This is a genomic window from Streptomyces sp. NPDC093586 (assembly GCF_044764905.1).
Classification (GTDB): Bacteria; Actinomycetota; Actinomycetes; order Streptomycetales; family Streptomycetaceae; genus Streptomyces.
Genome location: NZ_JBIWJA010000003.1, coordinates 154630 through 169436, shown reverse-complemented (window position 1 = coordinate 169436; position 14807 = coordinate 154630). Strand labels below are relative to the sequence as shown.

13 protein-coding genes and 1 riboswitch are annotated in these 14807 nt (G+C 71.1%); of the genes, 7 read left to right on the top strand and 6 right to left on the bottom strand.

What is annotated here, in order from left to right; translation table 11 throughout:
* Positions 1-38: 38 nt before the first annotated feature.
* The 6 genes from ACIRFH_RS04775 to ACIRFH_RS04750 all read left to right on the top strand — a co-directional run bounded on the left by ACIRFH_RS04775 (position 39) and on the right by ACIRFH_RS04750 (position 7272).
* Positions 39-1364, top strand: a complete 1326-nt coding sequence (locus ACIRFH_RS04775) for an HD-GYP domain-containing protein (RefSeq protein WP_403517107.1) — start codon at positions 39-41, stop codon at positions 1362-1364.
* Between the two features lie 134 nt (positions 1365-1498).
* A complete protein-coding gene (locus ACIRFH_RS04770; protein ID WP_403517290.1) occupies positions 1499-2710 on the top strand; it encodes a metal-dependent phosphohydrolase in 1212 nt (403 codons plus the stop codon).
* Between the two features lie 114 nt (positions 2711-2824).
* Positions 2825-3805: a tetratricopeptide repeat protein gene (locus ACIRFH_RS04765; RefSeq protein WP_403517106.1), complete on the top strand. Its 981-nt coding sequence runs from the start codon at positions 2825-2827 to the stop codon at positions 3803-3805.
* A 72-nt stretch (positions 3806-3877) separates the two neighbouring features.
* Positions 3878-4528: a peptide deformylase gene (gene def / locus ACIRFH_RS04760; RefSeq protein ID WP_351134738.1), complete on the top strand. Its 651-nt coding sequence runs from the start codon at positions 3878-3880 to the stop codon at positions 4526-4528.
* Positions 4529-4813: 285 nt separating this feature from the next.
* Complete coding sequence (cyc1, locus tag ACIRFH_RS04755) at positions 4814-5899, top strand: epi-isozizaene synthase (RefSeq protein WP_403517105.1); 1086 nt, start codon at positions 4814-4816, stop codon at positions 5897-5899.
* Entirely contained in the window at positions 5896-7272 is a 1377-nt protein-coding gene (locus tag ACIRFH_RS04750) for a cytochrome P450 (RefSeq protein WP_403517104.1), read from the top strand. The genes cyc1 and ACIRFH_RS04750 overlap by 4 nt, the downstream gene beginning before the upstream one ends.
* Before the next feature lie 6 nt (positions 7273-7278).
* Here the strand turns inward: ACIRFH_RS04750 and ACIRFH_RS04745 are convergent, their stop codons facing one another.
* A complete protein-coding gene (locus ACIRFH_RS04745) occupies positions 7279-8247 on the bottom strand; it encodes a GlxA family transcriptional regulator (protein ID WP_403517103.1) in 969 nt (322 codons plus the stop codon).
* A 93-nt stretch (positions 8248-8340) separates the two neighbouring features.
* Between ACIRFH_RS04745 and ACIRFH_RS04740 the strand changes: the two genes are divergently transcribed.
* Positions 8341-8628: a hypothetical protein gene (locus ACIRFH_RS04740; RefSeq protein ID WP_403517102.1), complete on the top strand. Its 288-nt coding sequence runs from the start codon at positions 8341-8343 to the stop codon at positions 8626-8628.
* Here the strand turns inward: ACIRFH_RS04740 and ACIRFH_RS04735 are convergent.
* From ACIRFH_RS04735 to ACIRFH_RS04715, 5 genes are all read right to left on the bottom strand, one after another.
* Complete coding sequence (locus tag ACIRFH_RS04735; protein WP_403517101.1) at positions 8541-9563, bottom strand: ribonucleotide-diphosphate reductase subunit beta; 1023 nt, start codon at positions 9561-9563, stop codon at positions 8541-8543. The genes ACIRFH_RS04740 and ACIRFH_RS04735 overlap by 88 nt on opposite strands.
* Entirely contained in the window at positions 9563-11929 is a 2367-nt protein-coding gene (locus ACIRFH_RS04730; RefSeq protein ID WP_403517100.1) for a ribonucleoside-diphosphate reductase subunit alpha, read from the bottom strand. Before ACIRFH_RS04730 ends, ACIRFH_RS04735 begins: the two co-directional genes overlap by 1 nt.
* 142 nt (positions 11930-12071) lie before the next feature.
* Positions 12072-12212, bottom strand: a riboswitch (cobalamin riboswitch).
* Positions 12213-12254: 42 nt separating this feature from the next.
* Positions 12255-12761: a GNAT family N-acetyltransferase gene (locus tag ACIRFH_RS04725; RefSeq protein WP_403517099.1), complete on the bottom strand. Its 507-nt coding sequence runs from the start codon at positions 12759-12761 to the stop codon at positions 12255-12257.
* 73 nt (positions 12762-12834) lie between these two features.
* Positions 12835-14463: a monocarboxylate uptake permease MctP gene (gene mctP / locus ACIRFH_RS04720; RefSeq protein ID WP_403517098.1), complete on the bottom strand. Its 1629-nt coding sequence runs from the start codon at positions 14461-14463 to the stop codon at positions 12835-12837.
* The gene (locus ACIRFH_RS04715) at positions 14460-14717 is read right to left on the bottom strand and encodes a DUF3311 domain-containing protein (protein WP_403517097.1); all 258 of its coding nucleotides are present in this window, start codon (positions 14715-14717) and stop codon (positions 14460-14462) included. The genes mctP and ACIRFH_RS04715 overlap by 4 nt, the downstream gene beginning before the upstream one ends.
* Positions 14718-14807: the final 90 nt, after the last annotated feature.

The window sequence follows — 14807 nt, the reverse complement described above, 5'->3', positions numbered from 1 at the left end:
GGCTCGCGAGCCTGAAGGCACGGCCGGGGGAGGAGTTCATGGACGGGGTACCGGCACGGGCGCGTGCGTATGTCGCCGGTGTCGTCCTCGCCGCCCTGCTCTGTCTGCGCCCGCCGGCCCAGGAGGCCACGCCCTGGTGGGCCGTCCTGCTGCTCGCCGGTCTGTACGCGGGCTGCGAGCACATCGCCCGGTCCCGGTTCGTGGGGACCTGCTACCCCGTCCTGCTCGCCGGGGCCTTTCTGCTCCCGCCGCACGCCGCCGCGCTCGTGGCGCTGCCGGGGGCCCTGCTGTCCCCGGTGACGCGGCGGCCGGCCGTCCTGCGACGGACCTGGCGGGCCGCACAGCTGGCACTCGCCGTGTGGGCGGCGGCCCGGGTGTACGGGGAGTGCGGCGGACGGGACGCGGTCGAGGGCCCCGACTTCCCCTACGCACTCGTGCCGGCCGGTGCCGCGGTACCGGCCTTCTGCCTGGTGCTGACCATGCTGGACGGCGGCATCCTGACGCTGGCCGACCGGGTGCCGGCCCGGCGGGCGTGGCGGGGGCTGTTCTCCCGTTCGCTCGCCCCGATCGCCGTGCACGGGCTCGCCGGGCTCATGATGGCCGTCCTGTGGCGCAGCCCCTACGGTCCGGTCGCCGCGCTGCTCGTGCTCCTGCCGATGGGCGTGTCCTGGTGGGCGTTCGCCCAGTACCACCGGGAGAGAGCCGCGCACCAGGCGACCATCCGTGCCCTCGTGCAGGCCGTCGACATCAAGGACGGCTACACGCGCGGGCACAGTGAACGGGTCGGCCACGCCTCGATGATGATCGCCCGCGAGCTGGGTCTGGACGACGAGCGCGTCGAGACGCTCCGCTTCGCCGGGATCCTGCACGACGTGGGCAAGCTCGGCGTGCCCACACGACTGCTGCGCAAGGACGGGCCGCTGACGCCCGAGGAACGGCGCGTGATCGAGCTGCACCCCGAGTACGGGCACGAGATGGTGCGCGGCATCCGCTTCCTCGGCGAGGCCCGGGCCGCCGTACTGCACCACCACGAACGGCTGGACGGCAGCGGGTACCCCTACGGACTGGCGGGCGGCCAGATCCCCGAGTCGGCCCGGGTGGTCGCCGTCGCCGACGCCTTCGACGCGATGACGTCCACGCGGTCCTACAGCAGGGCGCGGCCCGTTCCGGCGGCCGTGGCGGAACTCCAGCGGTGCGCGGGAACCCACTTCGACCCCCGGATGGTCGGGGCCCTGGTACGGGCCCTGGAACACCACGGCTGGCACCCGGCGGTGACCTCCGACGGCAGCTCCGCCCGCCCGTCCCGGACGGCCGACGCCCGCGGCGAGAACGCGCACGACAGCGCGGCGAGGGGGGCTCCGTGACGGCGCCGGGGGCGGCAGGGGCGGCAGGGGCGACGGAGGGACTGAGTCCCGCTCGTACCGGCCGTGACCGCGTCGGCCCGTGGTCGTCGCCGGAGCGTGCCGTGACGGCGGCACGGACCCCGGCGGTGCTCCTGATGCACACCGGCGCCGCCCTCCTCGCGCTCGTGTGCCTCACCTCCGTACTGTGGTCGGGCATCGTGGAGCGCCCCGTCGCGCTCGCCTTCGGCCTCCTCGTCGCGCTCGGCGAGCTCACCCGCCGGACCGGGGACGAGGGCCGGGAGACGGCACCCCTCGGGACCGCCGGAGCACTGGCGTACGCCCTGCTCGGGGAGGACGCCGGACAGCCCGTGCACCACGGGGTCGCCCAGACCGTCACCGTGGTGCTCGTCGCCTCGCTGCTCGGCAGCGTCCCGCACGTCGCGCGCGGGCACGGGCCCGTGCTCGACCACCTGGCGCGGCGCCTGCTCACCGTCGCCTTCGCCGCCGTGTGCTTCCGGCCCCTGGCCGGGCAGGGCACCTTCCGCGACTGGGGCGGCCCCGCCCACGCGCTGCTGCTGATCGCGCTGCTCGCCCTGACCGCGCTGTGCGACGCCGTGCTCACCGCGGCACCGGCGCACGCGCGCACCGGATGGCCCTTCGGCCCGCTGCTGCGCGAGGAACTGCGCGCCGTGGTCGGCATCACCTCCGCGGTGTGCGCCACGGGCGCGGTGATGGCGCTCGCGGTGGCCGTCGCGGGACTGTGGGCGCTGCCCGTCTTCTGCGTGCCGCTGCTGCTCACCCAGCTGTCCTACCGGCGGTACGCCGCCGTCCGGGCCACCTACCGGCAGACCATCGCCTCCCTGGCCCGGGCCACCGAGATCGCCGGGTACACCCCCGCCGGGCACGCCCGCCGCGTCGCCGAGCTCAGCACGGCCGTCGGACGGGACCTGGGCCTGTCCGGGCCCGAACTGACGGTGCTGGAGTACGCGGCCCTCATGCACGACATCGGACAGCTGAGCCTCGTCGACCCGGTCACGGGGGGAGCCACGGCCGGCCTGCCCGTGACCGAGCAGCGGCGGATCGCGCTGCTCGGCGGTGCCGTCGTACGCCGCACCGGCGTCGACGCCGCGGTCGCCGTGGTGGTGGAGCGGCAGGCCGATCCCTGCCACGAGCAGCCGGTCGCCGCGCGGATCGTGCGCGCGGTGAACGCCTACGAGGAGAAGGCACGGGACGCCGGGCCCGGCGGGGACCTCACCGCGCTGGAGGAGCTGCGCCTGGCCACCGCCGGCGACTACGCTCCCGAAGTCGTGGAGGCACTGGCCCGAGTGCTCTCCCGAGGCAGCCTTACCTCGTCCCCGGCTGGGTAACCCATGGGTAATGAGCGCCCTCCAGGCCGTACATGGTTTGATGCGCAGGAGAGGGTGTCCGGGGGCGCAGGAAGGCACAGCCAGCCCACAGAACGGAACTGGCAGGCGGGAATCGTGAGGATCTTCGGCAAGGGACGGCACCGGCCCTCCGCCTCCTGGCGGCAGGCCACCGACCGTGCGTTCACGCTGATCGGCGACGGTCGCTACGAGGACGCGGGCGCGCTGCTGACGCGGGCCGCGGACCTGGAACCCTGGCTGTCGGAGTCGTGGTTCAACCTCGCCCTGCTGCACAAGTTCCGGCACGACTGGGAGCAGGCCAGAGCGGCGGGTCTGAGGGCCGTGGCGCTGCTCGACCGGGACAGCGGGGCGCCCGACTGGTGGAACGTCGGCATCGCCGCGACCGCCCTGCAGGACTGGCCCCTGGCCCGCCGCGCGTGGCAGGCCTACGGGCTGAAGACGCCCGGTGACGCCACGGACGCCGGCGAGCCCCTCGGCATGGAGCTCGGCAGCGCGGCCGTACGGCTGTCCCCGGAGGGCGAGGCCGAGGTGGTGTGGGGGCGGCGGCTCGACCCCGCCCGCGTCGAGGTGCTGTCCATCCCGCTGCCGTCCTCCGGGCGGCGCTGGGGCGAGGTCGTGCTGCACGACGGCGTCCCGCACGGGGAGCGGACCACGGCCGCCGGGCACGCCTACCCGGTCTTCGACGAGATCGAGCTGTGGGCGCCGTCGCCCGTGCCCACCTGGGTGGTCCTCCTGGAGGCCGCCACCGAGGCCGACCGGGACGCCCTGGAGCAGCTCGCCGCCGACGCCGGTTTCGCCGCCGAGGACTGGTCGTCCTCCGTGCGGCTGCTGTGCCGCATGTGCTCGGAGTCCCGGATGCCGTCCGACGAGGGCGACGGCGAGCACCTCGACCCGCACGACCACAGCGAGCCGGGGCACCCGGGGCCGCTGGGGCACCGGACGGACGGGCAGCTGTGGGTGCCGGAGCGGGAGTGCGGGGTGGCCGCGCCGGCTTCTCTGGTGCGGGGGCTGCTGGACGGCTGGGTCGCGGACAGCCCGGATTCCCGGGACTGGCGGGACCTCGAAGAGGTCTGCTGAGGTCGTCCCCCCGTTCCCCGTACCCTGTAACAGGCATCAACCCGGGTTTCATGAGGAAGGCGTACGTCGGTCATGGCGCAGCAGGACACCGATCAGCAGCACGCGGGCGTGCTCCCCGTGGACGACGAGGGCTTCGTCGTCGACACCGAGGACTGCGAGGAGCGCGAGACGGCCTGGCGTGAGCGCGGTACCTCGCGTCCGATCACGGTGGTCGGCAACCCGGTGCTGCACAAGGAGTGCCAGGACGTCACCGACTTCGGCGAGGAGCTCCAGCAGCTGGTCGCGGACATGTTCGCCAGCCAGCGCACCGCCGAGGGCGTGGGCCTGGCCGCCAACCAGATCGGCGTCGACAAGAAGGTCTTCGTCTACGACTGCCCCGACGACGAGGGCGTCCGCCACGTCGGCGTGGTCTGCAACCCGCGGCTCGTCGAACTGCCCGCCGACCGGCGCCGCCTGGACGACAGCAACGAGGGCTGCCTGTCCGTGCCGACCGCCTACGCGCCGCTCGCCCGCCCCGACTACGCCGAGGTGACCGGGCAGGACGAGAAGGGCAACCCGGTCAAGGTGCGCGGCACCGGCTACTTCGCGCGGTGCCTGCAGCACGAGACCGACCACCTCTACGGGTACCTCTACATCGACCGGCTCTCCAAGCGCGAACGCAAGGACGCGCTGCGGCAGATGGCGGAGAACGAGCCGCGCTACCCCGTGGTCGCGAACGACTGAGACATCTCCCGGGCCTCACAAGCCCCAGGCGCACGGCGCCCGTTCGGGTCGGACCCGAACGGGCGCCGTGCGTGTGTCCGTCACCGGTCCGACGCCTGCCGCTCTCCCGGAGATCCCGAAGCCGCCACACAACAGGAGAATTCAGACGCCGTGGGGTGGCGAATGAAGCAAATCCGTTCCCAGAACGGTCAGTTGTGGTGCTGAATAGAAGAACGGGGATACGCAACGGCGCACACCCCGCCCTTGGAGAGGAGTGCGCCACCGGCGGCTGAGAGGGGTTTGTTCGTGCATGCTTTCTCACACGGCACCACAGCGACACCGACCGCGACCGCAGTTCCACCGCAGCTCTCACTCCCGGTGATCGAGGCGGCATTTCCCCGGCAACTGCACCCGTATTGGCCGAAGCTCCAGGAGAACACCCGCGCCTGGCTGCTCGAAAAACGGCTCATGCCGGCGGACAAGGTCGAGGAATATGCCGACGGCCTGTGCTACACGGACCTCATGGCCGGGTACTACCTGGGCGCCCCCGACGAGGTCCTGCAGGCGATAGCCGACTACAGCGCGTGGTTCTTCGTCTGGGACGACCGGCACGACCGGGACATCGTCCACGGCCGTCCGGCCGCCTGGCGGCGGCTGCGGGACCGGCTCCACACGGCACTGGACTCACCCGGGGAGCACCTGCACCACGAGGACCCGCTGGTCGCCGGGTTCGCCGACAGCGTGCTGCGGCTGTACGCCTTCCTGACGCCCACGTGGAACGCCCGGTTCGCCCGGCACTTCCACGCGGTGATCGAGGCGTACGACCGGGAATTCCACAACCGCACCCACGGAATCGTGCCCGGCGTCGAGGAGTACCTCGAACTGCGTCGGCTCACCTTCGCGCACTCGATCTGGACCGACCTGCTGGAGCCGAGCGCCGGGTGCGAACTGCCGGACGCCGTGCGAAAACACCCCGCATACCGGCGGGCGGCACTGCTGAGCCAGGAATTCGCGGCCTGGTACAACGACCTCTGCTCGCTGCCCAAGGAAATAGCGGGCGACGAGGTCCACAATCTCGGAATCAGTCTCATCACCCACCACCGACTCACCCTGGAAGAAGCGATAGAAGAAGTCAGGCGACGCGTCGAGGAATGCATCACGGAATTCCTCGCCGCCGAACAGGACGTCTTGCGGTTCGCCGACGAACTCGCCGACGGAACCGTACGCGGAAAGGAACTGGGCGGCGCCGTACGGGCCAACGTCGGCAATATGCGGAACTGGTTCAGTTCCGTCTACTGGTTCCACCACGAGTCCGGCCGGTACATGGTCGACAGCTGGGACGACCGGTCCACGCCCCCGTACGTCAACAACGAAGCGGCAGGTGAGAAATGACCGTCGAGTCCGTCAATCCCGAGATCCGGACCGATCCCGCGCGGGAACTGCGCGAGCCGCCCGTCGCGGGCGGTGGCGTCCCGCTCCTCGGCCACGGCTGGAAGCTGGCCCGGGACCCGCTCGCCTTCATGGCCCAGCTGCGCGACCACGGCGACGTCGTGCGCATCCGGATCGGCCCGAAGACCGTGTACGCGGTCACCACCCCGGCGCTCACCGGCGCCCTCGCGCTGAGCCCCGACTACCACATCGCCGGTCCGCTGTGGGAGTCCCTGGAGGGCCTGCTCGGCAAGGAGGGCGTGGCGACCGCCAACGGCCCGCTGCACCGGCGCCAGCGGCGCACCATCCAGCCCGCCTTCAAGCTCGACGCGATCCCCGCCTACGGGCCGATCATGGAGGAGGAGGCGCACGCGCTCACCGAGCGCTGGCGGCCGGGGCAGACGATCGACGCCACCTCCGAGTCCTTCCGCGTCGCCGTGCGCGTCGCGGCCCGGTGCCTGCTGCGCGGCCAGTACATGGACGAGCGCGCCGAGCGCCTGTGCGTCGCCCTCGCCACCGTCTTCCGCGGCATGTACCGGCGGATGGTCGTCCCGCTGGGGCCGCTGTACCGGCTGCCGCTGCCGGCCAATCGCGCATTCAACGACGCGCTGGCCGATCTGCACCTCCTGGTCGACGAGATCATCGCCGAGCGCCGCGCGTCCGGTCAAAAGCCGGACGATTTGCTGACGGCTCTGCTGGAGGCCGAGGACGACAATGGCGACCCGATCGGGGAACAGGAGATCCACGACCAGGTCGTCGCGATACTCACTCCCGGCAGTGAAACCATCGCCTCCACGATCATGTGGTTGCTGCAGGCACTTGCCGAACACCCGGAACATGCCGACCGCATACGCGACGAAGTCGAAGCGGTCACCGGTGGGCGCCCCGTGGCATTCGAGGACGTCCGCAAGCTCACGCACACCGGTAATGTCATCGTGGAGGCCATGCGTTTGCGTCCCGCCGTATGGGTATTGACGCGGCGCGCCGTGGTCGAGACGGAACTCGGTGGCTACCGCATTCCGGCCGGGGCGGACATCATCTACAGTCCGTACGCAATCCAACGCGATCCGAAGTCGTACGCCCGCAACCTGGAGTTCGACCCGGACCGATGGCTTCCGGAACGCGTGACGGAACTGCCGAAATATGCCATGCGGCCGTTCAGCGTGGGCAATCGCAAGTGCCCCAGCGACCACTTCTCCATGGCGCAGCTGACGCTGATCACGGCGGCGCTCGCCACCAAGTACCGCTTCGAGCAGGTGGCGGGCTCGAACGACGCCGTGCGCGTCGGCATCACGCTGCGTCCGCACGACCTGCGGGTCAGGCCCGTAGCGAGGTGACGCCGCTCAGGCGGCGGCCGCGGGGCCCCGGAAGGTGCGCCGATAGGCGTGCGGGGTGATGCCGAGGGCCCTGACGAACTGGTGCCTCAGGGCCGCCGCCGTGCCGAAGCCGGTGCGCCGGGCGACCGTGTCCATCGTCTCGTCCGTCGCTTCCAGCAGCCGCTGGGCCAGCAGCACGCGCTGGCGCAGGATCCAGCGGTAGGGAGTCGTTCCCGTCTCCTGCTGGAAGCGGCGGGCGAAGGTCCGCGGGGACATGTGCGCCCGGGCCGCGAGCTGCTCGACGGTGACCTCCTGGTCGAGGTGCTGTTCCATCCAGGCCAGCACCTCGCCCACGGTGTCGCAGGAGGAGCGCGGCAGCGGCCGCTCGATGTACTGGGCCTGACCGCCGTCCCGGTGCGGCGGCACGACCATGCGCCGGGCGATCTTGTTGGCGACCTCCGTCCCCTGCTCCTTGCGCACGATGTGCAGACAGGCGTCGATCCCGGCGGCCGTGCCGGCGGAGGTGATCACCGGGTCCTCGTCGACGTAGAGCACGTCCGCCTCGACCCGCGTCCCCGGATACTGCCGGGCCAGCTCGTCGGCGTGGTGCCAGTGCACCGCGCACCGCCGCCCGTCCAGCAGCCCGGCGGCGCCCAGCACGAAGACCCCCGAGCACACGCTCAGCACCCGCGCCCCCCGGTCCACGGCCCGCCGCAGCGCGTCCAGCAGCGCGGGCGGGTACTCCCGGCGGGCGTAGTCGCTCCCGGCCGGCACGGTGATCAGGTCGGCCTCGTCGAGCCGGTCGAGCCCGTACGGCGTCGAGACGGAGAGCCCCCCGACATGGGTGCCCAGCGTCGGGCCCTCGGCGGACACCACCGCGAAGTCGTACCCGGGCAGGCCGTCGTCGCTGCGGTCGATGCCGAAGACCTCGCAGACGACGCCGAGTTCGAAGGGGTGCGCGCCGTCCAGCAGGACGGCGGCCACGTTCTTCAGCATGCCGCCAGTGTGCCCCACCGGTGGCAGGAAATCGAGGTCCTACGGCAGTCCTGCCACTCCCGGTGAGGAGTCCGGAGCGCGACAGTGGTGTCCATGACCGCAGACCAGACAGAAGCCCTGCTCGGAATGCTCGTGACCTTCGGACTCCTGGTCCTCATGGTCCTCCCCTCGGTGCTCGGCATCGTGCGCGACCTGCGCATCGACCGACAGCTCAGGGAGGCCCAGAAGGACCGGGAGGACCGGGAGGACCGGGAGGCCGTCACACGGAAGGAGACCCCGGAGGTTCCGGAGACTCAGAAGTCCTCGTCCAGGTCGACGGTGCCCTCCACCGCCACCTGGTACGCCGAGGGACGCCGCTCGAAGAAGTTGGTCAACTCCTGAACGCCCTGGAGCTCCATGAAGGAGAAGGGGTTCTCGGAGCCGTACACCGGGGCGAAGCCGAGACGCGTCAGACGCTGATCGGCCACGCACTCCAGGTACTGCCGCATCGAGTCGGTGTTCATGCCCGGGAGGCCGTCACCGCACAGGTCGCGCGCGAACTGCAGCTCGGCCTCGACGGCCTCCCGCAGCATGTCGGTGACCTGGACCCCCAGCTCGTCGTCGAAGAGGTCCGGCTCCTCCTTGCGGACGGTGTCGACCACGTCGAAGGCGAACGACATGTGCATCGTCTCGTCCCGGAACACCCAGTTGGTGCCGGTGGCCAGGCCGTGCAGCAGGCCCCGGCTGCGGAACCAGTACACGTAGGCGAAGGCGCCGTAGAAGAACAGGCCCTCGATGCACGCGGCGAAGCAGATGAGGTTGAGCAGGAAGCGGCGGCGGTCGGCCTTGGTCTCCAGCCGGTCGATCGACTCGACCGAGTCCATCCACCGGAAGCAGAACTCGGCCTTCTCGCGGATCGAGGGGATGTTCTCCACGGCCGCGAAGGCGGCGGCACGGTCGTCCGGATCGGGCAGGTAGGTGTCCAGCAGCGTCAGGTAGAACTGGACGTGGACGGCCTCCTCGAACAGCTGCCGGCTCAGGTACAGCCGTGCCTCGGGGGAGTTGATGTGCTTGTAGAGGGTCAGCACCAGGTTGTTCGCGACGATCGAGTCGCCCGTCGCGAAGAACGCCACCAGCCGTCCGATGAGGTGCTGCTCCTCGGGGCTGAGCTTCGCGAGGTCGGCGACGTCCGAGTGGAGGTCGACCTCCTCGACGTGCCAGGTGTTCTTGATGGCGTCCCGGTAGCGCTCGTAGAAGTCCGGGTAGCGCATGGGGCGGAGGGTCAGCTCGAAGCCCGGGTCGAGCAGGTTCTTCGTCGTGGGGGTCTCGGTGGTCATCACTGGCAGGCCTCGCAGGACTCGGGGTTTTCCAGGGAGCAGGCGACCGCTTCGGGGTCCGGGACGGCCTGCACGGGGACGGTGGCCCGGCCGGCGGCGCGGGCGATACGGGTCGCCGGGCGGGAACGCAGGTAGTACGTGGTCTTCAGGCCCTGCTTCCAGGCGTACGCGTACATCGAGGAGAGCTTCCCGATGGTCGGCGTCTCCAGGAACAGGTTCAGCGACTGGGCCTGGTCGAGGTACGGGGTACGGGCGGCGGCCATGTCGATCAGGGCGCGCTGCGGGATCTCCCAGGCGGTGCGGTACAGCGCGCGCACGTCCTCGGGGATCCACGCGAAGCCCTGCACCGAGCCGTTCGCCTCGCGCAGCGCCTCGCGGGTGCGGGCGTCCCACACGCCGAGCCGCTTGAGGTCGTCGACCAGGTAGGAGTTGACCTGGAGGAACTCGCCGGACAGCGTCTCGCGCTTGAACAGGTTGGACACCTGCGGCTCGATGCACTCGTAGGCGCCCGCGATGGAGGCGATGGTCGCGGTCGGCGCGATCGCGAGGAGCAGGGAGTTGCGCAGCCCGGTCGTCGCGATGCGCTCGCGCAGCGCCGCCCAGCGCTCGGGCCAGGTGTGCTCGACGCCGTAGTGGTCGGGGTGCAGCACGCCCCGGGCGGTACGGGTCTTCTCCCAGGCGGGCAGCGGGCCGTTGCGCTCGGCGAGGTCGGCGGAGGTCTCGTACGCGGCGAGCATGATCCGCTCGGCGATGCGGGTGGAGAGGGCCTTCGCCGCGGGGGAGTCGAAGGGCAGGCGCAGCTGGAAGAAGACGTCCTGCAGGCCCATCGCGCCGAGGCCCACCGGGCGCCAGCGGGCGTTGGAGCGGCCCGCCTGCTCGGTCGGGTAGAAGTTGATGTCGACGACCCGGTCCAGGAAGGTGACGGCGGTGCGGACGGTGGCGTCCAGCCGCTCCCAGTCGATGCCGTCGCCGGTCACGAAGGCGCCGAGGTTGACCGACCCGAGGTTGCAGACCGCCGTCTCCCCGTCGTCGGTGACCTCCAGGATCTCCGTGCAGAGGTTGGAGGAGTGCACGACGTGGCCCGGTTCGGCGGTCTGGTTGGCGGTGCGGTTGGCGGTGTCCTTGAAGGTCATCCAGCCGTTGCCGGTCTGCGCGAGGGTGCGCATCATGCGGCCGTACAGCTCACGGGCCGGCAGCGTCTTCCTGGCCAGGCCCTTCGCCTCGGCCGCCCGGTAGGCCGCGTCGAACTCGTCGCCCCACAGGTCGACCAGCTCCGGCACGTCCGAGGGCGAGAACAGCGACCACGGCCCGTCCGCGTCCACCCGGCGCATGAACTCGTCCGGGATCCAGTGCGCGAGGTTCAGGTTGTGGGTGCGCCGGGCGTCCTCGCCCGTGTTGTCTCGCAGCTCCAGGAACTCCTCGATGTCGGCGTGCCAGGTCTCCAGGTAGACCGCAGCGGCGCCCTTGCGGCGGCCGCCCTGGTTCACCGCGGCGACCGAGGCGTCCAGCGTCTTCAGGAACGGGACGATGCCGTTGGAGTGCCCGTTGGTGCCGCGGATCAGCGAACCCCGGGCGCGGACACGGGAGTAGGCGAGGCCGATGCCGCCGGCGTGCTTGGAGAGGCGGGCGACCTGGTGGAGGCGGTCGTAGAGGGAGTCCAGCTCGTCCTTGGGGGAGTCCAGGAGGTAGCAGGACGACATCTGGGCGTGCCGGGTGCCGGAGTTGAACAGGGTGGGGGAGGAGGGCAGGTAGTCCAGGCGGCTCATCAGCCCGTAGAGCGCGGCCACTTCCTCGACGGACCGCTCGCTGTCGTCCTCGGCGAGCCCGGCGGCCACGCGCAGCAGGAAGTGCTGGGGCGTCTCGACGACCTTGCGAGTGATCGGGTGCCGCAGCAGATAGCGGCTGTAGAGCGTGCGCAGCCCGAAGTAGCCGAAGCGGTCGTCGGCGGCCGGGTCGGTCAGCGTGTCCAGGCGGGCCGCGTGCAGCCGGACGAACGCGGCCGTGCGGTCGGCGATCAGGCCCTCGCGGTGGCCGGTGGCGACGGACTCGGTGAAAGAGGTGACGCCCTGGGAGGCGGCCTCGGCGCGGATGCCGATGGTCAGCAGCCGGGCGGCCAGCCGGGAGTAGGCGGGGTCCTCCGAGATCAGACCGGCCGCGGCCTCCGTGGCGAGCTCCCGCAGCTCCGCCTCGTCGGCCCGCGCCGACCGGCCGCGCAGGGCGGCGGCGGCGACCCGGCCGGGGTCGGCGTCGGGGAGGTCGGCGGTCAGCCCGGTCAGGGTCCGCAGCAGGGCGGCACCGGGTCCGTCGGATTCCTCGGTCACCGTCACCGGGGTCGCTGAAGCCGGATCGGCTGGCGCGATGGTCACGTGGGGCTCTCCCTCGCTCGGCACGGGGCCCGACGGAGGGCAGGGGGCAGCTCACGAGCGCACGCGGCGTCGCGTCCACCGGCCCATTCCGCGAGGCCCGGACGTCATGGCACCCGGACCGGGACGGCCGGGCGCACTGTCGGCAGGTCCTCGGACTGAAGCCTGGGCGGGCTCACGTGAGAACACAGCTACGCGAACACGCACAAGTACACCGTTGCGGGACAGTTCCGGATTCGCACCGGATTCCCCTGCGGCGACAGCGAGCATGAGCATACATCTTGTGCCAGGTGCGGAGAGCACCCCCAGATGTTGTGCCGCGTAGGTGTCAGAGCGTCAGTCGGTAGGTGAGCAGCGTGATGTCGTCGAGCTCCGGCAGCGGGTTCCAGTCGCGTTCGGGCGTGCGGGTGAAGCCCAGGCGTTCGTAGAGCCGGTGGGCGGTGCGCATCGTCCGCTGGGTCGACAGCACGACCCGTGCGCAGCCCTCGACGGCCCGGGCGCGGTCGACGCAGGACCGCACCAGGGCCTCGCCGACGCCGCGTCCCCGCGCGTCGTGGCCGACGGCGAGCATGCGTATCTCGGCCTCGCCGGGCCGGGCGATGTCGGCCAGGGGACCGCCGGACGGCACGAAGGTCACGCCGCCGAGGACGCGGCCGTCCGCGACGGCGACCAGGACCTCCGCGGCCGCCGCCCGCTTGGCCACGTCCCGCAGTTCACCGAGGTAGGCGTCGCTCTCCCCGAAGTCGAGGAGGCCGTCCTGGAGATAGGCCCGCGCGGTGATCTCGCCGAGGGTGTCGTACTCGTCGGCCGCCGCCTGCCGGATCACGAAGTCCATGCCGCCGAGTGTGCCCGACGGATGGGGCGACGGGCCGCCGGATCTCTCCGACGGCCCGTCGCCCGTGCGTGGATCAGTGCGAGGTGCCCGCCGTGGCCGGCGGCAGCTCCACCTGGACGCCCGGGTCGCCCGCGTCCGCCGTGTAGTCGGCCGGCCGGGTCTCGTCGACGCCCTCGGGTGCCTTGACGGCCTTCAGGACGAAGGTCAGGACCACGGTGACCAGGACGTTCAGCACGAAGGCGGTGAGGCCGATGTAGCCGATCTCGCCGATGCCCGGGATCTCCTTCGAGGAGCCGCCGAAGTGCTTCTGGGTCGGCGAGGCGACCCCGTACGCGGCGACCGTGCCGTACACCATGCCGACCGCCCAGCCGGCGAGCAGGGCCCAGCGGTGGAACCAGCGGGTGAACAGGCCGCCCACCAGGGCCGGGAAGGTCTGCAGGATCCAGATGCCGCCGAGCAGCTGGAAGTTGATCGCGACCGTCTTGTCCATCGTCAGGACGAAGACCAGCGCACCCACCTTCACCAGCAGCGACACCAGCTTGGAGACCTTGGTCTCCTGCTCCGGGGTGGCGTCCGGCCTGATGAAGTCCTTGTAGATGTTGCGGGTGAACAGGTTCGCGGCCGCGATCGACATGATCGCCGCCGGGACCAGGGCGCCGATGCCGATCGCCGCGAAGGCCACGCCGGCGAACCAGTCCGGGAACATGTCCTCGAACAGCTGCGGGATCGCCAGCTGGCCGTTGCTCACCTTGATCCCGGCCGCGATCGCCATGAAGCCCAGCAGCGCGAGCAGGCCGAGCATCAGGGAGTACAGCGGCAGGATCGTGGTGTTGCGGCGGATCACCTCACGGCTGCGCGAGGACAGCGTCGCGGTGATCGAGTGCGGGTACATGAACAGCGCGAGCGCCGAGCCGAGCGCCAGCGTGGCGTACGTCCACTGGCCCGCCTCGGGCGGCACCAGGGCGCCGCGCGGCTTGCCGGTCGCCTCGTTGGTCTGGCCGAACGCCTCGCCCGCCTTGGCGAAGATCTCGTCGAAGCCGCCCAGCTTGATCGGGATGTAGATGATGGCCACGGCGATCACGATGTAGATCAGCGTGTCCTTCACGAACGCGATCAGCGCGGGCGCGCGCAGCCCCGACGAGTAGGTGTACGCCGCCAGCACGCCGAAGGCGAGCAGCAGCGGCAGGTCCTTGACGAACCAGTTGGTGTCCTCGCCGCCGCCGACGCCCATGACGTCCAGCACGGCCTGGATGCCGACCAACTGGAGCGCGATGTACGGCATCGTGGCGAGGATGCCGGTGACGGCGACCGCCAGCGACAGGCCCTTCGAGCCGAACCGGCCGCGCACGAAGTCCGAGGTAGTCACGTAGCCGTGCTTGTGGGAGACCGACCACAGGCGGGGCAGGAAGGTGAAGATCAGCGGGTAGACCAGGATCGTGTACGGCACCGCGAAGAAGCCGGACGCGCCCGCCGCGTAGATCGCCGCCGGGACGGCCACGAAGGTGTACGCCGTGTAGAGGTCGCCGCCCAGCAGGAACCAGGTGATCCAGGTGCCGAACGAGCGACCGCCGAGACCCCATTCGTCGAGGCTGTGCTCGTTCTCGGCCTTGCGCCAGCGGGCGGCCAGGAAGCCCATCGCGGTGACGAGCACGAAGAAGAAGATGAAGACGGCGAGTGCGACGCCGTTCACGCCGTCGTTCACTTGGCTCCGCCTTCCCGGCGGGCGCGCTGGTCACGCTGCCAGAGCTTGTACGCGATCATCGTCAGCACGGTGGAGATCAGCACCCACGCCATCTGGTACCAGTAGAAGAACGGGATGCCGATGAGGGCCGGGTCGGTCTTGGCGTACGAGCCGACCCACAGCACGGCCACGAAGGGCGCTGCAAGACAGAGGGCGATGACGACGCGCACCGGCGTCACCGTCGGCCCTCTGTTCACTTCTGGGGCTTGCGACATGCGGTGGCTCCGTCCCCTCGCTGATCACCTGGTGCAGTGCGCACGAAAATGTAGGTGACGCGTAAGGACCAGCGGAAGACCTCGTCCGCA